General features: G+C 63.0%; 23 protein-coding genes. 10 read left to right on the top strand and 13 right to left on the bottom strand.

Annotation, left to right across the window (positions count from 1 at the left end):
* The 3 genes from M729_RS0124560 to M729_RS0124550 form a co-directional block, all read left to right on the top strand.
* The coding region (locus M729_RS0124560) for an autotransporter domain-containing protein (protein ID WP_027163172.1) at positions 1 to 975 on the top strand (975 nt) is incomplete at its 5' end.
* Between the two features lie 70 nt (positions 976 to 1,045).
* Positions 1,046 to 2,092 (top strand): hypothetical protein, encoded by a 1,047-nt coding sequence (locus M729_RS0124555; RefSeq protein WP_027163171.1) that lies wholly within the window; start codon positions 1,046 to 1,048, stop codon positions 2,090 to 2,092.
* 309 nt (positions 2,093 to 2,401) lie between these two features.
* Positions 2,402 to 3,097: a DUF1013 domain-containing protein gene (locus tag M729_RS0124550; RefSeq protein WP_013529237.1), complete on the top strand. Its 696-nt coding sequence runs from the start codon at positions 2,402 to 2,404 to the stop codon at positions 3,095 to 3,097.
* A 63-nt stretch (positions 3,098 to 3,160) separates the two neighbouring features.
* On the opposite strand, the gene M729_RS0124545 is transcribed toward M729_RS0124550, so the two are convergent.
* The 4 genes from M729_RS0124545 to M729_RS1000000137615 all read right to left on the bottom strand — a co-directional run bounded on the left by M729_RS0124545 (position 3,161) and on the right by M729_RS1000000137615 (position 5,331).
* Positions 3,161 to 3,880 (bottom strand): YafY family protein, encoded by a 720-nt coding sequence (locus M729_RS0124545; protein ID WP_013529238.1) that lies wholly within the window; start codon positions 3,878 to 3,880, stop codon positions 3,161 to 3,163.
* A gap of 23 nt (positions 3,881 to 3,903) precedes the next feature.
* Positions 3,904 to 4,413: a hypothetical protein gene (locus M729_RS01000000135695; protein WP_245267625.1), complete on the bottom strand. Its 510-nt coding sequence runs from the start codon at positions 4,411 to 4,413 to the stop codon at positions 3,904 to 3,906.
* Positions 4,414 to 4,488: 75 nt separating this feature from the next.
* Positions 4,489 to 5,079 (bottom strand): DJ-1/PfpI family protein, encoded by a 591-nt coding sequence (locus tag M729_RS0124535; protein WP_027163170.1) that lies wholly within the window; start codon positions 5,077 to 5,079, stop codon positions 4,489 to 4,491.
* Between the two features lie 84 nt (positions 5,080 to 5,163).
* Complete coding sequence (locus M729_RS1000000137615; RefSeq protein WP_084652706.1) at positions 5,164 to 5,331, bottom strand: hypothetical protein; 168 nt, start codon at positions 5,329 to 5,331, stop codon at positions 5,164 to 5,166.
* A 309-nt stretch (positions 5,332 to 5,640) separates the two neighbouring features.
* Here M729_RS1000000137615 and M729_RS0124525 point away from each other — a divergent pair, with 309 nt between their 5' ends.
* Positions 5,641 to 6,588, top strand: coding sequence for a ring-cleaving dioxygenase (locus M729_RS0124525; protein WP_013529242.1), 948 nt, complete (start codon positions 5,641 to 5,643; stop codon positions 6,586 to 6,588).
* 114 nt (positions 6,589 to 6,702) lie between these two features.
* Positions 6,703 to 6,864 (top strand): hypothetical protein, encoded by a 162-nt coding sequence (locus tag M729_RS01000000135690; protein WP_013529243.1) that lies wholly within the window; start codon positions 6,703 to 6,705, stop codon positions 6,862 to 6,864.
* 21 nt (positions 6,865 to 6,885) lie between these two features.
* On the opposite strand, the gene M729_RS0124515 is transcribed toward M729_RS01000000135690, so the two are convergent.
* The 7 genes from M729_RS0124515 to tkt all read right to left on the bottom strand — a co-directional run bounded on the left by M729_RS0124515 (position 6,886) and on the right by tkt (position 16,336).
* Complete coding sequence (locus M729_RS0124515) at positions 6,886 to 7,599, bottom strand: SGNH/GDSL hydrolase family protein (RefSeq protein ID WP_027163169.1); 714 nt, start codon at positions 7,597 to 7,599, stop codon at positions 6,886 to 6,888.
* 62 nt (positions 7,600 to 7,661) lie between these two features.
* Entirely contained in the window at positions 7,662 to 8,402 is a 741-nt protein-coding gene (locus tag M729_RS0124510; protein ID WP_027163168.1) for a thioredoxin family protein, read from the bottom strand.
* Between the two features lie 164 nt (positions 8,403 to 8,566).
* Entirely contained in the window at positions 8,567 to 9,592 is a 1,026-nt protein-coding gene (locus M729_RS0124505; RefSeq protein ID WP_024502995.1) for a class I fructose-bisphosphate aldolase, read from the bottom strand.
* Positions 9,593 to 9,725: 133 nt separating this feature from the next.
* Positions 9,726 to 10,922: a phosphoglycerate kinase gene (locus tag M729_RS0124500; RefSeq protein WP_027163167.1), complete on the bottom strand. Its 1,197-nt coding sequence runs from the start codon at positions 10,920 to 10,922 to the stop codon at positions 9,726 to 9,728.
* Between the two features lie 145 nt (positions 10,923 to 11,067).
* On the bottom strand, positions 11,068 to 12,957 hold the full coding sequence (locus M729_RS0124495) for a potassium/proton antiporter (RefSeq protein WP_027163166.1): 1,890 nt from the start codon (positions 12,955 to 12,957) through the stop codon (positions 11,068 to 11,070).
* Between the two features lie 218 nt (positions 12,958 to 13,175).
* Positions 13,176 to 14,186, bottom strand: coding sequence for a type I glyceraldehyde-3-phosphate dehydrogenase (gene gap / locus M729_RS0124490; RefSeq protein ID WP_013529249.1), 1,011 nt, complete (start codon positions 14,184 to 14,186; stop codon positions 13,176 to 13,178).
* Between the two features lie 158 nt (positions 14,187 to 14,344).
* A complete protein-coding gene (gene tkt, locus M729_RS0124485; RefSeq protein WP_013529250.1) occupies positions 14,345 to 16,336 on the bottom strand; it encodes a transketolase in 1,992 nt (663 codons plus the stop codon).
* A gap of 263 nt (positions 16,337 to 16,599) precedes the next feature.
* Here tkt and M729_RS0124480 point away from each other — a divergent pair, with 263 nt between their 5' ends.
* From M729_RS0124480 to M729_RS0124465, 4 genes are all read left to right on the top strand, one after another.
* Entirely contained in the window at positions 16,600 to 16,872 is a 273-nt protein-coding gene (locus M729_RS0124480) for a DUF4164 domain-containing protein (RefSeq protein WP_013529251.1), read from the top strand.
* 11 nt (positions 16,873 to 16,883) lie between these two features.
* A complete protein-coding gene (locus M729_RS0124475; protein WP_013529252.1) occupies positions 16,884 to 17,249 on the top strand; it encodes a cell division protein ZapA in 366 nt (121 codons plus the stop codon).
* 224 nt (positions 17,250 to 17,473) lie between these two features.
* Entirely contained in the window at positions 17,474 to 18,133 is a 660-nt protein-coding gene (locus tag M729_RS0124470) for a peroxiredoxin (protein WP_013529253.1), read from the top strand.
* A gap of 143 nt (positions 18,134 to 18,276) precedes the next feature.
* A complete protein-coding gene (locus M729_RS0124465) occupies positions 18,277 to 19,149 on the top strand; it encodes an MBL fold metallo-hydrolase (protein WP_027163165.1) in 873 nt (290 codons plus the stop codon).
* A gap of 139 nt (positions 19,150 to 19,288) precedes the next feature.
* Here the strand turns inward: M729_RS0124465 and rpoH are convergent, their stop codons facing one another.
* Together rpoH and M729_RS0124455 are read right to left on the bottom strand one after the other, a co-directional pair.
* Positions 19,289 to 20,200 carry an RNA polymerase sigma factor RpoH gene (rpoH, locus tag M729_RS0124460; protein WP_013529255.1) on the bottom strand — a complete coding sequence of 304 codons (912 nt, stop codon included), beginning with the start codon at positions 20,198 to 20,200 and terminating at the stop codon, positions 19,289 to 19,291.
* A 201-nt stretch (positions 20,201 to 20,401) separates the two neighbouring features.
* Positions 20,402 to 21,442: an RluA family pseudouridine synthase gene (locus tag M729_RS0124455; RefSeq protein ID WP_027163164.1), complete on the bottom strand. Its 1,041-nt coding sequence runs from the start codon at positions 21,440 to 21,442 to the stop codon at positions 20,402 to 20,404.
* Between the two features lie 27 nt (positions 21,443 to 21,469).
* Between M729_RS0124455 and M729_RS0124450 the strand changes: the two genes are divergently transcribed.
* A complete protein-coding gene (locus M729_RS0124450) occupies positions 21,470 to 21,853 on the top strand; it encodes a fimbrial protein (protein WP_013529257.1) in 384 nt (127 codons plus the stop codon).
* Positions 21,854 to 21,892: the final 39 nt, after the last annotated feature.

Genomic DNA, 21,892 nt, shown 5'->3' with positions numbered 1-21,892 from the left:
GCCTCGGCCAAGGGCATGCTGGTCGAGGACAGCCGCTTCGTCCGCGATGCGGCCACTTCTCGTATCCGCGCCGCTTTCGGCGACGGCAGCACCGCTGCTTTGCCGGTCATGGCCTATGGCGATGGTGGCCCTGAAATGGTTGCCGCCGATACTGATCGCTTTGCCGTCTGGGGCCAGGCTTTCGGGTCCTGGGGCAANACCGACAGCGACGGCAACGCTGCTGCCTTCGATCGTTCGACGGGGGGCCTGCTGGCGGGCGCCGACACGCTGGTGGGCGGCTGGCGTGTCGGTCTGCTCGGCGGCTACAGCCATTCGAGCTTCGATTCCGACGATCGCAATTCTTCGGGCAAGAGCGACAGCTATCATCTCGGCCTCTATGGTGGCACCAATTGGGGCGCCATCGCTTTCCGCACCGGTGCCGCCTACTCCTGGAGCAGTCTCTCGACCAAACGCTCGGTTGCTTTCAACGGTTTCACGGATGGGTTGTCGGCCGACTACGATGCCGGCACTGCGCAGGTGTTCGGCGAACTCGCCTACAAGGCCGATGCCGGACAATTCAAGTTCGAGCCGTTCGCCAATCTGGCCTATGTCAGTGTCCATACCGACGGCTTCACCGAAGACGGTGGCGATGCGGCACTGACCAGCGCCGGTACGTCCACCGATGCGACCTTCACCACGCTCGGCCTGCGCGGTTCGACCGATTTCGCGCTCAGCGGCATCAACGTCACCGCGCGCGGCATGCTCGGCTGGCGTCATGCCTTCGGCGACGTCACGCCGACCTCGACCTTCGCCTTCGCTGGCGGCGACGCCTTCACCATCGCCGGGGTGCCGATCGCCAGGGACAGCGCCGTCATCGAGGCCGGCCTCGACTTCAACATGTCGGCCAACGCGACGCTCGGCTTGTCCTATACCGGCCAATTCGGCGGCGGCACGGTCGACCAGGGCGCCAAGGTCGATCTTGCCGTGAAGTTCTGACGGCGACAGGTGGCGAGTAGCAAGAAGCGCACTGTCACCACGGTAATGGCAAGAAACTGCTGGAGGCCGCATGGTCAAGTCAAAGGTGGATTTTCACACGAAGCATGAAAGCGGTTTTGTCCCAACACAGGGATGTAAACTGCCATTCGATACGGATCTTCTGGAAGGCGAGGCCAAGGCGCGAGAGAAATTGCTTGGCAAGCAGAACGCCTTCCTTTCCAAGACAAGACGTTCCGTCAAAGACGTCGACCATCTGATCGAAGAGATGGTCGCGTTCGAAAAGATCCGGTCTGGGCACTATTGGCGGGACTATCGGGCGGACCTGATTGCGCGGAACGTGCGATCGGCGGTTGGCAAAACAGGATCCTTGCTCGATCTAGGCAGATTGTCGCAACGACCGGCGACCAGCACGGTTATGATACCACGCCTCGACATACCGGACCTGGGGCCCGTTCCTTTTGGCCCGGTCGAACGGGGGGAATTGCAGAGGATCGACCTGAACACGGTCGATCGAGGAACCTACTTCGACAAGTGGTTCAACTATAATGGACGGTGGACGCTCACCCAACTCTACGATCATGCCGTGACCGATCCGGTACCGCTCTCAATGGATTTCGTCAGTTCCAACAATCTGGATCCATACGATTCGGATGGCCTGCGCGCCACGAGCGAGACCGGCATCTGGTTCACCTATGTGCCGGACATGGACGGTTACGTGACGGTTTTCTGGCTATCGGACCGCGTGACCTATCGCCTGTTCAGACAATACTATCCGCGCGATGCGGACGGCTGGGCGAATGGTTGGCTCTCGGTGGAAGGAGTTGTCGGCATCTGGACGAACAATTCATTCGCAGGTCGCGACTACGTCGAAATTTCGAGCAGCAACGGCAATGCGCACGACACGCTACAAGCGAGCGGGGTCCTTTTCATTCACAACAGTACATACCCCGTCCAGGCAGGAAAACCGGTCCATGTGCTGATCGGAACGCGGTCGAAAGTCTTTAGTGTTTGCGATGGGACGGGCATCAATTTGGGGGCCGGCGTTGTCGCGCGAATTGACCACCCCATTTCCATCTTCACGCGAGCGGAGCTGGAGCCATATTCGCCGTTCTACTGAACCTGGATGACAACTGGACCGGCACCCGTTTCGAGACATTCGAACCGGGATAAGGTGGAGCTGTCGGGCCGATTACCGACAGGCCGGAAAGCTGATGCGCGATTTTTGCGCCGTCCATCGAACAGGGGGCGGCCGCGCTCCGGGCGATCTGGCGGTCTTGGGAGCGCGCAGCGCACGCGGTGCGGTCTTTGCTCCAAAAACGTTGCGAAAGGACCCGAGAGCGGTTATACAGACCGCGAATTTCCCATTTTGGTGGCTCTAAACCACCGCCCGCGCGGGAACGCGGGCGAACGAGAAGGATTTGTAAAAATGGCCAATACGCTGCTGATGCCCAAGGCGACCGCCGTCTGGCTGGTCGACAATACCGCACTTTCCTTCGAGCAGATCGCGCAGTTCTGCGGACTGCACCCGCTCGAGGTCAAGGCAATCGCCGACGGCGAAGCGGCGCAAGGCATCAAGGGCATGGACCCGATCATGACCGGACAGCTGACCCGCGACGAGATCGCCCGTGCCGAGAAGGATCCGAACCAGCGCCTGAAGCTTTCGGACCCCAAGGTGCGGGTGCCCGAATCCAAGCGCAAGGGTCCGCGCTACACGCCGCTGTCGAAGCGCCAGGACCGGCCGAACGCGATTCTGTGGCTGGTGCGCAACCATCCCGAGCTCAAGGACGCGCAGATCTCGCGCCTCGTCGGCACCACCAAGTCGACGATCGAACAGATCCGCGAGCGCAAGCACTGGAACTCAGCCAATCTGCAGCCGATGGACCCGGTGACGCTGGGTCTCGCCTCGCAGATCGACCTCGACATGGAAGTCAACCGCGCCTCGCGCGGCCGCGAACAGGCGCAGCCGGTGGGCGACACGCTGCTGCCGGCGGCCCTGACCGAGCGGCTGGTGCCGGCTCCCGAGAAGCCGAAGGACGAGGACGCCGAACTCGACGCCAACGCCGTGTTCGCCAAGCTCTCGGCCTTGAAGTCGAAGAACACGGACAATGACGACGACGAGTGAGGTTGTCTGATATTCCAAGAAAAAGCCCGCTTCGAGCGGGCTTTTTTGTAGCTGCGCCAGGTCTCAGCTGCGCGCGGCGCGATCCGGCGCCATGCCATAGTCCTCGCTGCGCTCCACTGCGCGGTAGAAGTCGGCAAGTTGCTTGCCGCGCTCCGGCTTGAAGATGCGGCCGGCGATCACCACCGAGGCGATGCGATCGATGCGGAAGGCGCGGAAATCGTCGCGCATCTCGCACCAGGCGACCAGCGTCCACACCTTGCCCCAGAACCACAGGCCGAGCGGGCGGATATCGCGGGCGGTGCCGCGGCCGGCCTCGTCGGAATAGTCGATGGTCAGCACCTGGCGCTTTTCGACCGCGCGCTCGATCAGGTCGATCGCCTCGCGGGCGGCGTCGCTGACCACCCACATCGGTGTGTGGATCTCGGTGCGGGCGATGCGGTCTTTCTCCGCATCGGGCAATACGGCGCCGATCTTGACCAGCGCTTCGTCGGCGGCCCGCGCCATGGCGGCACCGCCAAAGGCACGCACCATGCGGGCGCCGGCGACCAGCGCGACGATCTCGTCACGCGTGAACATCAGCGGCGGAAGGTCGAAACCCTCCCTCATCATGTAGCCAACGCCGGCCTCGCCGTCGATCGGCACTCCGGTCGACTGCAAATCGGCAATGTCGCGATAGATGGTTCGCTCGGAAACTTCGAGCCACGTGCCGAGCTTCTGGGCGGTGACCAATCGGCCACCGCGCAGATGCTGCACGATCTGGAAGAGCCTGTCGGCGCGGCGCATCGTATGGTCCCTCGGCGTTGTCTCTACGCATGCCGCCCGAAACCGGTCCACCTCTGGGTGGCATGCATCGTGTTTTCGCGCATGCCGTTATCCCAAAACCGCAGAACACTTTTGGGCGGCATGCCCCATGGTTTCAGCCCTTCGCGCTTGCGCTGCGCGGCGACGAACTCCGCGCCGAAGGACAATTTCTTCGTCGTCGGCGTTTTCGCATCGAGCACGCGCCAGAACGGTGCCACGTCACTCGGCGTCATGCCGCGCCGGAGGTCCTCGTTGGCGGCTTCGGCAACAGTGCGCAGATGATAGCCTATGGTGACCGGGCATGTCACTTCGGCGCCATGCTCGACGGCAAGTGCTGTACGCAGCGCACGCACATCCATCTCGACGCCTTCGGGAATCGAGCGGATGAAATCATCGACCTGGCGCGCCGTCGGCACCAGCATAGGCTGGCCTTCGACGACATCGGCCATCGTGCGCGGCGTCGGCTTGACGCCGTTGATGCCTGGTGTGCTCAGTCTGTCGTTCCAACTCTTCATCGATCGTCCTTTCGACCGCCGATGCACGGGTGCCCTAAGCTGGCACCATTGCACGGCCCTCCTGACAGCATACTGTCAGGAGGCTTCGGCATACTCCTTGGCAAACAGCGTTCGCATCCGAGCGAGATCGCTGCCTCTTTCGGGGTAGAGCGTCTTCAGAAAGGCGAGCGCGAAGGTGCCCGGCGCCGAGCCTGGCGCGGAAACAATTTTGCCGTCGGTCATGGCATGCGGCACATCCTGATAGAGGTTGTCGCCGGCATAGCCGGCCTCATGACCATTGATCCAGTCGCGGCCATTGCTCGTATGCCTGGCCTTCTCGAACAGGCCGGCGCGGGCTAGCGCCAGCGTGCCGGCGCAGATGCCGCCGACCACGCCGCCGCGCGATGCAACAGCATTGAGCAGATCGGCAACATCGGGCGGTGCCTTGCCGGCCCACTCATCGGAGCCGATGACGGCGATGGCGTCGAGATCGTCATTCTCATCCGCCCCGGCCGATCGATCGGGCGTCAGCCGAAAGCCGCTGATCCCGGCCACTGGGTTGCCATCAGGCGTCAGCGACACGGCACGGGCGCCGAACCATTCGACCGCCGAGGCCGCCAGCAGCCCATACTCCCAGTCGGCAAAACCTTCGATGAAAAGGAAACCGATCGTCTTCTGTTCGGGCATAAGCTCGCTCCCATCCTCACGCACCGGACCTGTTATCTGGGCGTTGACGCGCCCACATCCAATCGCCGGGTCGAAAAATTGGCTTCAATTGCCGCGAGGGCCACGGTCCGCATACGTGTCCGGCCAGCCGATATCCTTGCGAATATCCGCCGGCAGCGAGTTCATGAACCGCTGGGTGCGGATCTCGTTGCGCATCGTGCGGATCTTGCCGACATAGTGCTGCATGCCGCGCAGAATGGTGTAACCGTTCATGGCCAGTCTCCTCTCTCTGTATGGAGGTACTATCGCATACCCCTCCTGACAGCAGTCTGTCAGGAGGATGTCAGGCGCGAGACGATAGTTGCGACCAGTGCGCGCGCCGCAGGCAAGGCATCGCTTTTCGCCGCATAGAACGGTGCCGAAGGCAGGTTCGCGACTTCCGATTGTTCATAGCGAGGACGTGCTCTGGGCGCCGCTGTTCAGTTTCCGGCGACGGACTGTCGGAATACGAGGCCTTCAGCGGGGTGGCCGCAGTTCTGATATGGAGGGAGAAAATTCTTCCCCAACAGCAGGGAGACGACGATGAGCTTGCAACTGACAGGTATCCACCATCTGACCGCCATCACCGCCAATGCGCCTGGCAATCTTCATTTTTATACGAAGGTGCTGGGTCTGCGGCTGGTCAAGAAGACCGTAAACCAGGACGACACCTCGGCCTACCACCTCTTCTATGCCGACGGCGAAGCGACACCGGGCACCGACCTTACCTTCTTCGACTGGCCGGTCGGCCGCGAGCGGCGCGGCACGCACAGCATCGTGCGGACCAGCCTCAGGGTCGGCAGCCAGGAGAGCCTTGCCTGGTGGAAGCAACACTTGACCGACGAAGGCCTGGCAACAGGAGAGATCGGCGACATCGGCGGTTATGCGTCACTGGACTTCGAAGATCCCGAGGGCCAGCGTCTGCGCCTGGTCAGCGATGGCGGCAAGGGCGGCAGCCATCCCTGGGCGCAAAGCCCGGTACCGGTCGAGCACCAGATCCGCGGGCTCGGGCCGATCGTCATCAGCGTTCCCGACATCACCAACACCGAGGCGGTGGTGACCACGGTGATGAACATGCGCAAGGCGCGCGACTATGCCTCGCCGGAGGGCCAGGTTCACGTCTTCGAAATGGGCGAGGGCGGGCCGGCGGCGGAGCTGCATGTCCTGGTGCAGCCGGGACTGGCGCCGGCACGGCAAGGTGCCGGTGCGGTTCACCATGTTGCCTTCAGGGCGCCGGACCAGGAAACGCTGCATCAATGGACGGCGCGGCTGGCCGAGTTCCGGCTGCCGTCGAGCGGCGAGGTCGAGCGCTATTATTTCCGTTCGCTCTACTTCCGCGAGCCGAACGGCATCCTGTTCGAGATCGCAACCGACGGTCCGGGGTTCACCGCCGACGAGCCGCTGGAAACGCTGGGGGAAAGCCTCGCCCTGCCGCCATTCCTCGAACCGAAGCGCGCTTCGATCGAGGCTGGCCTCAAGCCGCTGAAGTAGATCGTTTGCCGGTCAAAGGGCGCCGCGTTCCGGTTCGGGATCTCGGCGTCCGTTCTTTCTCAGGCAATGAACGACGTGCTTTGACAGCCGGGCGCGTTGCTGGTCAAAGGCGGCATGACGAAATTCCTCGCCCTTGTCATCGCCGGTTTCATGGTCATTCAACTGATCAAGCCGCTTGGCTGGCCAGGCCTCAAGCGACGCGGTGATTTCTGGAAGCTGGCACTGCTCGCCATGGCCGCGATTTCACTGGCGGCCGTGCTCGGGCATTTGACGTAGGACGGCACTTGTCGTCGCTGCTCAATTGCCAAGCACCGGGCCGACCAGATGCTCGGCCCAGGCCCGGTAGCCTGCTTCCGAGGCGTGAAAGCCGTCCGAGGCAAAGCCGGCTTCCGGATTGGTGATCGGCAGGCGCGACGCCGGCACCGCGCCGCGCTCCAGGCAAAGGCGTTCGCCCATCCGGTTCATGTCGGTGGCGCGGATCTCAAGGATCTTTCCGAGCAGCGGCGGCATGGCTGGCGCCCGCGTGAACTCCAGCACCGGCGACCACACCACGCGCGCTTCCGGCCATTTGGCGCGCAGGCCGTAGAGCAGGCCACCGAACTCCTTCTTGAAGCGCGGCACGGAGTGAAAATTCTTGGTGTCGTTGGTGCCGATGGCCAGCACGATATGCGTCCACGGATCGGCCGACAGATTGGGCAGCACATGGTCGCGGATCTGGCCGGACGTTGCCGAATTGAAGCCGGCCGCCCGCCAGCGCACGGCGCGGCCGGTGCTTTGTGAAATCAGCACGGCGAGTTGCGCGGCAAGTCCGTCTTCCGAATTGCCGATGCCGACCGAAGCGGCGGAGGAATCGCCCAGCACCAGAAGCGAGATTTCCGGTGCTGTGCCTGATATTTCGTGCATGACCGGCCCTTGCGCCGGCAGCATGCGCGTGGTGCGGCGTCGCACGCCGAGGCCTTGCCAGATATAGACCGGGAAGGCGAGCCAGGTGAGTAGGGCCGGGAAGCGCATGGCAGTACCGTTAAACGATCAGCGGCAGCCTTAGCGCATGTTTTGGCCGACGGGAACGATCTTCAATCGCAGCAACTCGCCTGCCCCGCCTGCTTGCCCTGATATTCGTCGTGCAGCCGCACCCAATCCATCAGGCCGTGATAGGGGCCGTTCTCGTTGCGGCCCTTCGGCGTCATGTCGAGATAGTCGTAGGCGCCGATCTGCGCCTCGCCGCCGCGGGCGCGCGACATGAAGGTGAGGAAGATGTCGCCGGCCTCGTCCCTGTAGAAGACGCTGGTGCCGGGAAGCTCCTTCGATGTCCGTGGACGGGTCTCGAAATTGTAGGTGGTGCAGCCGTCGGCGATCTGCTTGTCGGTGAAGGAGACCTGCATGTCGAAGTTGAAATCCGAGGCATAGGACGACACCCAGTCGAACTTCCAGCCCATGCGCTGCTTGTAAGGCAGAAGTTCCGCCAGGGGAGCGCGCGAAACCACGACCAGCGACACGTCGTGATGCCGCAGATGCTGATTGGCGCCGTCGATATGGTCGGCAAGGAATGAGCAGCCCTCGCAATGATGGGTGCAGCCCGGCCCGAACATGAAATGATAGACGATCAGCTGGCTGTTAGTGCCAAACAGGTCGGTCAGTCTGTTTGGCCCTTGTTCGGTCTCGAAGACATAGTCTTTCCTGATCTTCAGCCAGGGCAGTTCACGCCGTTCCGCGGCGATCCGCTCGCGGAGCCGCGTCAGTTCCTTCTCGCGCGCCAGATGTGCCTTGTGCGCCTGGAACCAGTCTTCGCGCGAAACGATCTTGTTGCGATGCATGAACCTCTCCCTGAATGTCATCCCAAGGACGTTGGGGATGGGCGCAATCCGACATCGCCGGAGAGGAAATAAGGACGGAGAGGCTCCGCCCCAAGCCCTGCAAGTCACAAACAAAAAACCCGGGCGCATCGGCCCGGGTTCGAAGGAAGAAGAAAGGACTGTGATCAGGCAGCCTGTTCCAGGCTCGCTTTCCATTTTCCGAGCGCTGCCAGATGGTTCATGTGGGCGCGATGGGTGAAGGCGGCCTGGCCGGCGGCAACGTTCGAGGCTTTGCCGCTCCAGGCTTTCTGTGGCGCGGCCTGCAGCGCGCGACCATAGGAGAAGGTCAGCTTCCACGGGTGCGGCCCGATGGCGTTGATGGCGTTGAGATTGGCGGTCGCCTCTTCGTCTTCCTGGCCGCCGGAAAGGAAGGCGATGCCCGGCACCGCTGCCGGCACTGTCTCGCGGAACAGTTTTATGGTTTTTTCGGCGACTTCTTCGGGGCTGCTCACCTTGCCCGATTTCCTGCCGGCCAGCACCATGTTGGGCTTCAGGATGGTGCCTTCCAGCACGACGCGCGCCGCATGGAGCTCGTCATAGAGCTTGATCAGCGTTGCCTTCGAAATGTCGTAACAAGTGTCGATGTCGTGGGCGCCGTCCATCAGCACCTCCGGTTCGACGATCGGCACGATGCCGGCTTCCTGGCAGAGGGCGGCATAGCGGGCGAGCGCATGAGCGTTGGAGCCGATCGAGGTCGCCGAAGGGACGCCCTTGGCGATATCGATGTCGATCACCGCGCGCCATTTGGCGAAGCGGGCGCCGAGCTTGTAGTAGTCGGCAAGCCGTTCGCGCAGGCCATCGAGGCCTTCGGTGACGGTGTCGCCGGGAAACCTGGCCAGCGGCTTGGCGCCGGCATCGACCTTGATGCCGGGGATGGCGCCGGCGGCCTTGATGATGTCGACCAGCGGCGTGCCGTCGGCGGCCTTCTGGCGGATGGTCTCGTCATAGAGGATGACACCGGAAATGTAGCGGGTCATCGCCTCCCTGGTGCGGAACATCATCTCGCGGTAGTCGCGGCGGCTGTCGGCGGTCGATTCGACGCCGATGACGTCGAAGCGCTTCTTGATGGTGCCGGAACTTTCGTCGGCGGCCAGCAGGCCCTTGCCATCGGCGACGATCGCAGCGGCAATGTCTTCGAGACGTTCGCTCATTGTTGCTTCTCCTGAAACGGTTGTTCCGCGCTTAACGGAAGTCTACCGCCAAAGGAATGGCATCGGAAAGCTCGAATCGATTGAAGCCTCGGGCGGCCTTGTTCGCTCTCCGAGTGTTGATCGCCTCGGAGCCTCAGCGCTTCAACACATCGACGCCGGGCAGCGGCTTGCCTTCCATCCACTCCAGGAAGGCGCCGCCGGCGGTCGAGACATAGGTGAAGTCGTCGGCGACGCCGGCGTGGTTGAGCGCCGCCACCGTATCGCCACCGCCTGCGACCGAGACCAGCTTGCCTACCTTGGTGCGCGACGCCGCATGCTTGGCCGCCGCCACCGTCGCATGGTCGAAGGGCGCGATCTCGAAGGCGCCGAGCGGGCCGTTCCAGACCAGTGTCGCGGCGCGGTCGATCCATTCGCCGATGGTCGTCACGGTTTTGGCGCCGACATCGAGGATCATCCCGTCGGCCGGCACATCGGAGATGGCGACGGTCTCGCAGGCCGCGCCCGCCTTGAACTCCCTGGCGACGACGCCGTCGACCGGCAGGATGATGGCGCAGCCGGCCTCGGCCGCCTCGATCATGATCTGCTTGGCGGTTGAGGCGAGATCATGCTCGCACAGCGATTTCCCGACATCGGTGCCGCGCGCGGCGAGGAAGGTGTTGGCCATGCCGCCGCCGATGACCAGCGCGTCGACCTTCTTCACCAGGTTCATCAACAGATCGATCTTGGTCGAGACCTTGGCGCCGCCGACAATGGCGACGACCGGACGGACCGGTTTTCCCAGACCTTTCTCCAGCGCCTCAAGCTCGGCTTGCATGGTGCGGCCGGCAAAAGCCGGCAACAGATGCGCCAGTCCCTCGGTCGAAGAATGCGCGCGGTGCGCGGCCGAGAAGGCGTCGTTGACGAAGATATCGCCATTGGCGGCGAGTTTTTCGGTGAAGGCCGGGTCATTCTTTTCTTCGGCCTTGTAGAAGCGAGTGTTTTCGAGCAGCAGCACGTCGCCCTTGTTCATGGCGGCGACAGCGCTTCCGGCCGTGTCGCCGACGCAATCCGAGGCGAAACCGACGGGGCGGCCGAGCACTTCTGCCGTGGCTTTGGCGATCGGCTCCAGCGAGAATTCGGGCGAAGGCCCATCCTTGGGTCGGCCGAAATGGGCGAGCAGGATGACTTTGGCGCCCTTGGCCGATAGCTCGGCGATGGTCGGTGCGATGCGTTCGATGCGGGTGGCGTCGGTGACTTTGCCCTCAGTGACAGGCACGTTGAGGTCGACGCGCACCAGCACGCGCTTGCCGCTGATGTTGCCGATATCGTCGAGTGTCTTGAAGGCGGCCATGCGGGTTCCTTTCGCGAAAAACCGGGGGACCATACCCCGCATCGGCGACGATGCAAGGCTTAGGGCGCGCTCGAACCGAAATTTTGAAGTGGGCACGATCCTGCGCCGGCGGGCGGATGAATGGCAGCGCTCAATAGCGGGTTTGTCAGCTTTCGGTTGCTGCCTTTTCCGGCGCTGGCTCCGGGGCCGGTTTCTCGTCCGCCCGCGCCTCGTCCGCCCGCGCCTCGGTCGGCTTGCGCCAATTGCGGATGAAGGCGGAAAGACGGTCGCCGATTTCTCCCGCGCTGAGGAAGACCGGCACCCGCGCCACCGGCGCGGTCGGCTCGAACGACAGGCCGAGGCCTATGATCTTCCCCTTGTCGTCGACGTCGCGGACGATCAGTTCTATCGGGCCGAGCAGCACGCGGTCGGCATATTCGGCATGGCCGCCGAGCCGCGCCGTGACCAGCGCGCCAACGGTGAGCTTTTGCTCCGCTTCGGTTAGACCTGGCGTATAGGCTGCTTCCAGTTCGGCGGCGGGGCGCGCTGGATCGACGGCGAAGGCGCCGAAGAAATCGGCATCTTCGGGATCGACCACGGCACGGCTGGCGAACAGCTTGTCGAGCAGGCGCGGATAGCGATCCGGGACGAAAATGTAGACCTGGTCGCCGGCGGCGAGCCGGCCCATGTCCTGGAAGCGCATCGAACGGCCGTCACGCAGCACCAGCGAGGGTCGCGCCCAGCGTGGGATGCGCTCGCCGCGCGCCACCGGGCTGCCGGGTGCGACGCGATAGGCGAGAAGCTCGTGATGGGCCGAACCCGGCAATTCCAGCTCGACCTTGTCCAGCGGTCCGAGCCGCGCCGGCACGATCAAACCGAGGCGGCGCGCCAGCGGTCCGACCGTCCAGCCCTGGATGACCAGGGACACCAGCACGATGATGAAGGCGGTGTTGAAGATGACACGGCCATTTTCCAGCCCGCCGAGCAGCGGGGTGATGGCGAGCAGGATCGACACCGCGCCGCGCAGGCCGACCCACGAGACGAAGGCGACTTCGGGGCGCGGCATGCGGAACGGGATCAGGCAGAGCCAGACGGCGACCGGCCGCGCCACGAACATCAGGAACAGGCCGAGCAGCACCGCCGGCACCATGATCGCCGGGAATTGCGAGGGCGTCGCGAACAGGCCGAGGATGAGGAACATGATGATCTGTGCCAGCCATGACATGCCGTCCTGGAAGCGCTTGAGGATGGTGACGGCGCGGATATCGGAATTGCCCGAGATGAGGCCGGCGATATAGACCGCCAGGAAGCCCGAGCCGCCAATGGCGCCGGCGGCGGCAAAGACCATCAACGACAAGGTCAGCACGAAGATCGGCAGCAGGCCATGGTCGAGATTGAGCCGGTCGACGAGACGCACGATGGCGAGGCCGCCGAGCACGCCGACGACAGCGCCAAGGCCCATGTTGAGCAGGAAGCCGAGGAAAAGGCTGGTGACCAGGACGTTGGTCTCGGGATTGGCATGAGCGGCGATGATCTCGACCAGCGTGATGGTCAGGAAGATGGCGATGGGGTCATTGGTGCCGGATTCCACCTCGAGCGTCGAGCGCACGCGTTCGCGCAGATTGATCTCGCCGGCACGCAGCAGGAAGAACACGGCGGCCGCATCGGTGGAGGCGACTGCGGCGCCGAGCAGGAAGGATTCCAGCCAGGTGAGGTCGAGCAGATAGTGGGCGGCGGCGCCGAACAGGCCGGTGGTCAGAATTACGCCGAAGGTCGCCAGCGACAACGCCGGGCCGGCTGCCTGCCGCAAGGCGTTGAGCGGCGTGCCGAAGCCGGAATCGAACAGGATGACGGCCAGCGCCAGTGAGCCGGCAAAATAGGCGATGCGGGCATTGTCGAACTGGATGCCGAGACCGTCGGTGCCGGTGGCGAGGCCAATGCAAAGGAACAGGAGCAGAAGAGGGGCGCCGAAGCGGAAGGCGATCAGGCTCGAAAACGCGGCGGCGACGACAAGCGCTGTGCCGACCAGCGTAACGAGATAGATAGCATGCTCCATCCTGAAATCAGCCCCTCAAATTCGTCTGTCTCCTGCTTTGCGAGAGAGTGGGGCGAAGACGTGACCAGTGCAAGGCGGCAGGGTGGCTTTTTGGCCTATGCCGCTGATTTTCGGATGTTTTGGCGCCCGGGACACAATTTGGGAAGGCGCAAGCTGCGGTCATGAAAAACGCCCGGGCAAAGCCGGGCGTTCCAAGTCTCGAAAAGAGAGCTTTGTGATCAGGCGATGGTCTTGCCGAAGGCGACCGATGTGTCGCCCATGCGGTTGGAGAAACCCCATTCATTGTCGTACCAGGACAGCACCGATACGAAGTTGCCGTCCATCACCTTGGTCTGGTCGAGCGCCATGATCGAGGAGCGCGGATCGTGGTTGAAGTCGATCGACACGTTCGGGTGATGGGTGACGCCGAGAATGCCCTTGAGCTTGCCGTTGGAGGCGGCGATCACCGCTTCGTTGATCTCCTGCACCGTGGTCGACCGCTTGGCGATGAACTTGAAATCGACGACCGAGACGTTCGGGGTCGGCACGCGGATCGAGATGCCGTCGAGCTTGCCCTTGAGGTCGGGCAGCACCAGGCCGATCGCCTTGGCGGCACCGGTCGAGGTCGGGATCTGCGACAGCGCGGCGGCGCGGGCGCGGTAGAGATCCTTGTGCATGGTGTCCAGCGTCGGCTGGTCGCCGGTGTAGGAGTGGATCGTCGTCATCATGCCTTTTTCGATGCCGACCGTTTCGTGCAGCACGGCTGCCAGCGGCGCCAGGCAGTTGGTGGTGCACGAGGCATTCGAGATGACGATATGATCCTTGGTCAACTGGTCGTGGTTGATGCCGTAGACCACGGTGAGGTCGGCGCCTTCGGCAGGGGCCGAAACGATGACGCGCTTGGCGCCGGCGGTCAGGTGTGCCGCTGCCTTGTCGCGGGCGGTGAAGATGCCGGTGCATTCGAGCGCGATGTCGATGCCGAGTTCCTTCCACGGCAACTGCGTCGGGTCCTTGATCGCGGTGACCTTGAACGTCTCCTTGCCGACGGTGATCTGGTCGCCGGATACCGAGACTTCATGCGGGAAGCGGCCGTGCACGCTGTCATAGCGCAAGAGGTGCGCATTGGTCTCGACTGGGCCGAGGTCGTTGACGGCGACGACGTCGATGTCCTTGCGGCCGGATTCATGGATAGCGCGCAGGATGTTGCGGCCGATGCGGCCAAATCCGTTGATGGCAACTCTGACGGTCATAATTCTCTCCCTGGGAGTTGGAGGGCGGACGAGGGGTCTGCAGTTTCATAGCGGCGGAAGCAGAAAGAATCCAGCCGCACTGGCGTGGATTTAAATCGATTAAGTTGAGCCAGCCCGGCGAAGCCGTTTTCGCGGTTTCGCCGAACTGGCCCAGAATCTTACTTGGCGTGCAGGCGGGCTTCCGCCGCCTTGGCCGCGGCCTCGGCGGTAATGCCGAAATGCGGATAGAGTTGCTCGATCGTGCCCGACGCGCCGAAGCCGGTCATGCCGACGAAGATGCCGTCTGAGCCGATCAGATGATCCCATCCCTGGCGGATGCCGGCTTCGATCGCCATCTTGATCGGCGCATTGCCGATCGTCTTCTTGCGGTAGTCGTCGCTCTGCTGGTCGAACAGTTCGAAGCAGGGAACCGAGACGACGCGGGTCGGATGGCCGTGCTTTTCCAACAGCTCGCGCGCGCCAAGTGCGATCTCGACCTCGGAGCCGGTGGCGAAGATCGTTATCGCCGCCTCGCCGCTGGCGGCGGCCAGCTCATAGGCGCCCTGGCTGCTGAGGTTCTTGGCCGAGAATTCGGTGCGCACCGTCGGCAGGTTCTGGCGGGTCAGCGCCAAGGTCGACGGCGTCTTTTCCGACTCCAGGGCGATCTGCCAGCATTCCGCGGTTTCGACCGCGTCGGCCGGGCGGAAGACATTGTGGTTGGGGATCGCGCGCAATGCCGCCAGATGCTCGACCGGCTGGTGGGTCGGGCCGTCTTCGCCCAGACCGATGGAATCATGGGTCATGACGAAGATCGAGCGGATGCCCATCAGCGAAGCAAGACGCATTGACGGGCGGGCATAATCGGAGAAGCACAGGAAGGTGCCGCCATAGGCGATGAGGCCGCCATGCAGCGTCAAGCCATTGATGGCGGCCGCCATGCCATGTTCGCGAATGCCGTAGTGGACATAACGCTGGCCGTAATCGTCGGGCGTAATGTTCTTGGTCTGGCTGGTCTTGGTGTTGTTGGAGCCGGTCAGGTCGGCGGAGCCGCTTATGGTTTCCGGCACGGCGCCGTTGATGACCTCCAGCGCCATTTCCGAGGATTTGCGGGTGGCGACCTTCGGCTTGTCGGCCGACAGCTTCTTCTTGTAGTCGGCGATGACGGCGTCGAAATTCGACGGCAGCTTGCCGGCGAGGCGGCGTTCGAACTCGGCCTTCAACTTGGGCTCGGCCTTGGCCAGACGTCCCTCCCAGTCGGTGCGCGGCTTGGCGCCGGTTTTACCGGCGGCGCGCCATGCGTCAAGGATGTCGGCCGGAATCTCGAAGGGCGGCGAGTCCCAGTTGAAGAATTTGCGCGCACCGGCGATCTCGTCGGCGCCGAGCGGCGAACCGTGCGCCTTGTTGGTGCCGGCCTTGGTTGGAGCGCCGAAGCCGATGGTCGTCTTGCAGGCGATCATCGTCGGCTTGTCGGAGTGACGAGCGGCTTCGATGGCATAGGCGATGGCTTCCGGATCGGTGCCGTCGATGTGGCTGGCGTTCCAGCCCGAGGCCTGGAAGCGGGCGACCTGGTCGGTGTTGTCGGCAAGCGAGACCGGGCCGTCGATCGAGATGTTGTTGTTGTCCCAGAAGACGATCAGCTTGTTGAGCTTGAGATGGCCGGCAAGCGCGATGGCTTCCTGGGAAACACCTTCCATCAGGCAGCCGTCACCGGCCAGTACGTAGGTGTAATGGTCGACGAGGTCGTTGCCGAAGGCTGCGTTCATGATGCGCTCGCCGAGCGCGAAGCCGACCGAATTGGCCAGACCCTGGCCGAGCGGGCCGGTGGTCGTCTCTATGCCGGTGGCATGGCCGTATTCGGGATGGCCGGCGGTCTTCGAGCCCAATTGGCGGAAATGCTTGATCTGGTCGATCGTCATGTCCTCGTAGCCGGTCAGGTGCAGCAGCGAATAGAGCAGCATCGAACCGTGGCCGGCCGACAGGATGAAGCGATCCCGGTCGGGCCAATGGGGGGCCTTCGGATCATATTTCAGGAACTTCGTGAACAGCACCGTGGCGATGTCGGCGCAGCCCATGGGCAGGCCGGGATGGCCGGAGTTTGCCTTCTCGACGGCGTCCATGGAGAGAAAGCGGATCGCATTGGCCATCCGGTCATGTTGTTCACGCGACGTCATGGTTCCTCCAGAAGTGGGGGTTTGGGGGCTTGGGAGAGCCCTTGAAAAGGGTGCGCGACACATAGCAGGCGCGGGCTTTTAGTCAACAAATCGGGTGCATATTTGCCGGTCTTGTGATGCCGGCGGCGGACCTACATTAGCGTTAGCGGGGGACAGTCGCGAGAGCTTTGTTGACGTTGCCTTCACCCGGTGCCTAATGTTTCAGGGATAACGCGTTCTGAACGTGAACGATTCGGTGATGGGCAGGGCACAGGACGAAGGCCATGACCGGGGAAGCCACACTCAAGGAAGTCATCGCGAGGCTGGGCAAGGCCATCGAGGGGCTGGAAAACGCCGTCGCGGCCAAGCTCGAGCATGAACGCGACTACTCCGAAGCCGAGGCCGAGGTGCAGCGGATGAATGCCGATCGCTCGCGGCTGGCGCAGGAACTCGACAATTCCGAAGCGCGCGCCGAACGGCTGGAAGATGCCAACAAGGAAGTCTCGCGACGTTTGGTGACCGCCATGGAAACCATCCGCGCCGTGTTGGACAGATAGGAGCTGGCCCGATGGCACAGGTCACGGTTTCAATCGACGGCAAGCAGTATCGCATGGCCTGCGACGAGGGCCAGGAAGAGCATCTGATCGATCTTGCCGAACGTTTCGACCGCTATGTTTCACACCTGAAGGACTCGTTCGGCGAGATTGGCGATCAGCGGCTGACCGTGATGGCCGGCATCATGGTGATGGATGAACTCTCGGAGTTGCAGAAACGCGTCAAGGGCATGGAAAGCGAAGTGCTGACCTTGCGCAAGACCCGCGACGAGGCTCTGACCAAGGCCGACAAGAGCGATAGCGTGCTGACCAACGCGCTCAGCGCGCTGGCACAGCGCATGGAAGACCTGACTGTGACAATGGCGGTCAACAAGAGCTGAGGCAGGATCTCTCCTGTCCAGCTCAACAGGCTCTCATCCGCGTGCCGAGCATTCGGCAGCATAAAAATGCTCGCGTGCCGCCGACAAGAGTTTCATATTATCTTGCAGCCACGATTTTTGCGCTAAGATGCAACGATGCCCGGGCGGGGCAGCTCGATGGCGGCATGGGTTGCCGCTTGTCGTTCCTCGCTGCCGACGGGTTCCGTTTACAGGGGAGATGTACCATGAGCCTTCGTATCAACGACATTGCGCCGGATTTTACCGCCGAGACCACGCAAGGGACGATCAAATTCCATGACTGGATCGGGGACGGATGGGCGATCCTGTTCAGTCATCCCAAGAATTTCACGCCGGTCTGCACGACCGAGCTTGGCACGATGGCGGGGCTCGAAGGCGAATTCAAGAAGCGCAACGTCAAGATCATCGGCATTTCGGTCGATCCGGTCGAAAGCCACGGCAAGTGGCAGGACGACATCAAGACGGCGACCGGCCATTCGGTGAACTACCCGCTGATCGGCGACAAGGACCTCAAGGTCGCCAAGCTCTACGACATGCTGCCGGGCGGTGCCGGCGAGACGTCGGAAGGCCGCACACCGGCCGACAATGCCACGGTGCGCTCGGTCTATGTCATCGGACCGGACAAGAAGATCAAGCTGGTGCTGACCTACCCGATGACCACGGGCCGCAACTTCGATGAGATCCTGCGTGCGGTCGATTCCATGCAGCTGACCGCCAAGCATCAGGTGGCGACGCCGGCAAACTGGAAGCAGGGCGAGGACGTCATCATCACCGCTGCCGTCTCCAACGAGGACGCGATCAGGCGCTTCGGCGCTTATGAGACCATCCTGCCGTATCTGCGGAAGACCAAGCAGCCCTCTGCCTGACCGCTCCTCGGAACAGTTTTTGGCTTTCCTGTCGCCGCGAGCGAAATGATACTTGACTGGCTCACCCGAGCGGACAACCATGCTCCTCTCGGGTGTCGTCAGAGAAAATCATTCCTGACGACCGAGAGTTGGGGAAGCCAGAATTGGACGTAGCTTTGGCCAGGCCGCAGGTCAGCGGCTTCTACGACAAGCCGACCGGGGCCATCCAGTATGTCGTCGCCGACCAGGCGACGAAACGCTGCGCCATCATCGATCCGATCCTCGATTTCGACGAGAAATCCGGTGCTACGGCAACGACGAATGCCGATATCCTGCTCGACTTCGTCAGCGAGCAGGGGCTGAGCGTCGAATGGATCCTCGACACCCATCCGCACGCAGATCATTTCTCGGCGGCGCACTATCTGAGGGAGAAGACCGGAGCGCCGACAGCGATCGGCGACAGGGTCGTCGACGTCCAGAATTTGTGGAAGGCGATCTACAACTGGCCGGATTTTCCCGCCGACGGTTCGCAGTGGGACAGGCTGTTTGGTGAAGGCGAAACCTTCACGGTCGGCACGCTTCCGGTCAAGGTGCTGTTCTCGCCCGGCCATACGCTGGCGTCGATCACCTATGTGATCGGCGATGCCGCCTTCGTCCACGACACGCTGTTCATGCCCGACAGCGGCACAGCGAGGACGGACTTTCCCGGCGGCAGTGCCGCGCGGCTCTGGCGCTCGATCCAGGACATACTGGCGTTGCCGGACGAGACGCGGGTGTTCGTCGGTCATGACTATCAGGCCGGCGGCCGCGAACCCTTGTGGGAAAGCACGGTCGCCATACAGAAGGCGACCAACACCCATCTTGCCGCCGCCCGCAGCGAGGCCGAGTTCGTCGCCCTGCGCGAGGCGCGCGACAGGACGCTGCCGATGCCGAGGCTGATCCTGCATGCGCTGCAGGTCAACATGAATGGTGGGAGGCTGCCCGAACCCGAGGCGAATGGCCGGCGGTACCTGAAGTTTCCGCTGGATGGGCTTTGAGAGATCGCTGCCGGCGAAGCTGCAATCTTCCCCCTTGCGGGGAGATCGGATGTCGCCTCCGCTTTCGCCAACCACACAAGAAAAAAAGCGGCGCCAGTTTCCTGGCGCCGCCTTTAGATCTTGTTGCCTTTAGCCGGCTTTAGGCTGCGGGCTGCGCCTCAATGGTGCGCAGCGCCTGGGTCTGGCGCTTGGCGGCGGCCTTGACCGCATCCTGCACCTTCTCGAAGGCGCGCACCTCGATCTGGCGCACGCGCTCGCGGCTGATGTCGAATTCGGACGAAAGCTCTTCCAGCGTCAGCGGCTCCTCGGCGAGGCGACGGGCCTCGAAGATGCGCCGCTCGCGCTCGTTGAGCACGGCAAGAGCGCCCGACAGCATGCCGCGCCGGTTTTCCAGCTCGTCCTGCTCGATCAGCATCTCTTCCTGGCTTTCGTGGTCGTCGACCAGCCAGTCCTGCCACTCGCCGGACTCACCTTCGCTCGCCCGGATCGGGGCATTGAGCGAGGCATCGCCCGACAGGCGGCGGTTCATCGACACCACTTCAGCTTCGGAAACGTTCAGCCTGGTGGCGATCTCGGCGATCTGGTCGGGCTTCAAGTCGCCATCGTCGAGCGCCTGGATCTTGCCCTTCACCTTGCGCAGGTTGAAGAACAGGCGCTTCTGGTTGGCGGTCGTGCCCATCTTGACCAGGCTCCACGAGCGCAGGATGTACTCCTGGATCGAGGCCTTGATCCACCACATGGCATAGGTCGCGAGGCGGAAGCCGCGCTCGGGTTCGAATTTCTTGACGGCCTGCATCAGGCCGACATTGCCTTCCGAGATCACTTCGCCGATCGGCAGGCCATAGCCGCGATAGCCCATGGCGATCTTGGCGACGAGCCTGAGGTGGCTGGTGACGAGCTTGTGCGCAGCGGAGGTGTCTTCATGCTCGGCATAACGCTTGGCGAGCATGTACTCTTCCTGCGGCTGCAGCATGGGAAAGCGGCGGATTTCTTCCAGGTAGCGGCTGAGGCCGCCTTCGCCGGAAACGATACTGGGTAATGACTGGGCCATAATAGCGCCCCCTCTCTATTGGAGTGATGCCCCCGAAACGCGGCGGGCATGTGACGCGAGCACCAAAAGGCTCGCCCGCGACATCGGATCTTATACAGGAACAAAACCAGAAAAGACAGGCATTTGTTCAACACGAAACAGTGTGTCACGGTGAAGTGAACAATGTCAGTCAGGTTTTTTGATGGCTTGTCGGTGACGGGTTCAGAGTTTGCGGAAGCCGCCGACGAGTTCCTCCATGTCCCTCGGTAACGGCGCCTCGAACCTCATCGTTAAATGGGTAGTGGGGTGGCGAAATGCAAGGAGCCAGGCATGCAAAGCTTGCCGGGGAAATGCCTTGACCTGGCTTTTCAGCGGTTCCGGCAGCCGGTTGGCCTTGGTGCGGAAGGCCTGGCCATAATCGGGGTCGCCGATCACCGGATGACCGATATGCGCCATGTGGACACGGATCTGGTGGGTGCGGCCGGTCTCCAGCCGGCATTCGACCATGCTGGCCGTGGCGAACTCCTGTTGGCTCTCGCCGAAGCGCTCCTGCACGGCAAAGTGGGTGACCGCATGGCGGGCGTCGTCGCGTCCTTCCGGCACCACGGCACGGCGCACGCGGTCGGCGGCGCGGCCGAGCGGCGCGTCGACCCTTCCGGTCGGCCTCTGCGGTATGCCCCAGACCAGCGCCAGATAGGCACGTTCGAGATCGCCGGTGAGGCCGTGATCGGCGAAAGCCTCGGAGAGTGACTTGTGGGCGCGGTCAGTCTTGGCGACCACCATGACGCCGCTGGTCTCCTTGTCGAGGCGGTGGACGATGCCTGGCCGCCGCACGCCGCCAATGCCGGAAAGGCTGTCGCCGCAATGATGGATCAGCGCGTTGACCAGCGTACCGGTCCAGTTGCCCGCTCCGGGATGCACGACAAGCCCGGCCGGCTTGTTGATGACAATCAGCTCGTCGTCCTCATAAAGCACATCGAGTGCGATGTTCTCGCCCTGCGGCTCCGCCGGCTCCGGCTCCGGCATGGTAATCGATACGCTTTCGCCCGGCGCCATCTTGCGCTTGGTCTCATCGATCAGCTTGCCGTCGACCGAGACCGCGCCTTGCCTGATCAGCATCTGCACGCGGCTGCGTGACATGTCCGGACCAAGCCTTGCCGCCAGCCACTGGTCGAGGCGCTGACCGGCCGCGTCCGCATCCGCCACCAGCACGGTCGGTACCGCCTCTATCAATTCAGGGGCCTCTTCGTTATGAGCGCTCATTGAAAAACCGTTCCGGAACTGTTTGCCATGGCCAGCCCGATCGCCGAAGAAGACCAGGATAAGCCGCTCGACCCCGAGGTCGAAAAGGTGCGCAGGAAACTCGTCCGCTTCGTCGGGATCAATCTCGGCCTGCTGTTCCTCGCCCTTATGGTGGTGATCGGCGCCCTTGTCTACAAAGCGCGCAATGCACCGCCGGCGAACCCGCCGCTGGCCGGGGATATCCAGACACCCGCCGGCGAACCGGTCAGCGGCGACATCGTGCTGCCGGTTGGGGCCAAGGTGGTCAGCCAGTCGCTGTCCGGCAACCGTGTCTCGATCGACGCCGAGCTTGCCGACGGCAGCCGCACGATCTTCGTCTACGACATCACTGAGCGACGCCTGATCGGCCGCTTTGCGATCCGCAACAAGTGACCGAGCCGCAACGATGAACGGCAGCAGGCCCATGAGCAA

It is taken from the genome of Mesorhizobium sp. WSM1293 (assembly GCF_000513875.1).
GTDB lineage: Bacteria > Pseudomonadota > Alphaproteobacteria > Rhizobiales > Rhizobiaceae > Mesorhizobium > Mesorhizobium ciceri.
Note: the sequence above shows the minus strand (reverse complement) of the source record. Positions and strands in the feature narration are given on the sequence as shown.

Coding starts and splice junctions, on each gene's coding strand:
- M729_RS0124555 (WP_027163171.1), top strand. CDS start 1,046: ATGGTCAAGTCAAAGGTGGATTTTCACACGAAGCATGAAAGCGGTTTT.
- M729_RS0124550 (WP_013529237.1), top strand. CDS start 2,402: ATGGCCAATACGCTGCTGATGCCCAAGGCGACCGCCGTCTGGCTGGTC.
- M729_RS0124545 (WP_013529238.1), bottom strand. CDS start 3,880: ATGCGCCGCGCCGACAGGCTCTTCCAGATCGTGCAGCATCTGCGCGGT.
- M729_RS01000000135695 (WP_245267625.1), bottom strand. CDS start 4,413: ATGAAGAGTTGGAACGACAGACTGAGCACACCAGGCATCAACGGCGTC.
- M729_RS0124535 (WP_027163170.1), bottom strand. CDS start 5,079: ATGCCCGAACAGAAGACGATCGGTTTCCTTTTCATCGAAGGTTTTGCC.
- M729_RS1000000137615 (WP_084652706.1), bottom strand. CDS start 5,331: ATGAACGGTTACACCATTCTGCGCGGCATGCAGCACTATGTCGGCAAG.
- M729_RS0124525 (WP_013529242.1), top strand. CDS start 5,641: ATGAGCTTGCAACTGACAGGTATCCACCATCTGACCGCCATCACCGCC.
- M729_RS01000000135690 (WP_013529243.1), top strand. CDS start 6,703: ATGACGAAATTCCTCGCCCTTGTCATCGCCGGTTTCATGGTCATTCAA.
- M729_RS0124515 (WP_027163169.1), bottom strand. CDS start 7,599: ATGCGCTTCCCGGCCCTACTCACCTGGCTCGCCTTCCCGGTCTATATC.
- M729_RS0124510 (WP_027163168.1), bottom strand. CDS start 8,402: ATGCATCGCAACAAGATCGTTTCGCGCGAAGACTGGTTCCAGGCGCAC.
- M729_RS0124505 (WP_024502995.1), bottom strand. CDS start 9,592: ATGAGCGAACGTCTCGAAGACATTGCCGCTGCGATCGTCGCCGATGGC.
- M729_RS0124500 (WP_027163167.1), bottom strand. CDS start 10,922: ATGGCCGCCTTCAAGACACTCGACGATATCGGCAACATCAGCGGCAAG.
- M729_RS0124495 (WP_027163166.1), bottom strand. CDS start 12,957: ATGGAGCATGCTATCTATCTCGTTACGCTGGTCGGCACAGCGCTTGTC.
- gap (WP_013529249.1), bottom strand. CDS start 14,186: ATGACCGTCAGAGTTGCCATCAACGGATTTGGCCGCATCGGCCGCAAC.
- tkt (WP_013529250.1), bottom strand. CDS start 16,336: ATGACGTCGCGTGAACAACATGACCGGATGGCCAATGCGATCCGCTTT.
- M729_RS0124480 (WP_013529251.1), top strand. CDS start 16,600: ATGACCGGGGAAGCCACACTCAAGGAAGTCATCGCGAGGCTGGGCAAG.
- M729_RS0124475 (WP_013529252.1), top strand. CDS start 16,884: ATGGCACAGGTCACGGTTTCAATCGACGGCAAGCAGTATCGCATGGCC.
- M729_RS0124470 (WP_013529253.1), top strand. CDS start 17,474: ATGAGCCTTCGTATCAACGACATTGCGCCGGATTTTACCGCCGAGACC.
- rpoH (WP_013529255.1), bottom strand. CDS start 20,200: ATGGCCCAGTCATTACCCAGTATCGTTTCCGGCGAAGGCGGCCTCAGC.
- M729_RS0124455 (WP_027163164.1), bottom strand. CDS start 21,442: ATGAGCGCTCATAACGAAGAGGCCCCTGAATTGATAGAGGCGGTACCG.
- M729_RS0124450 (WP_013529257.1), top strand. CDS start 21,470: ATGGCCAGCCCGATCGCCGAAGAAGACCAGGATAAGCCGCTCGACCCC.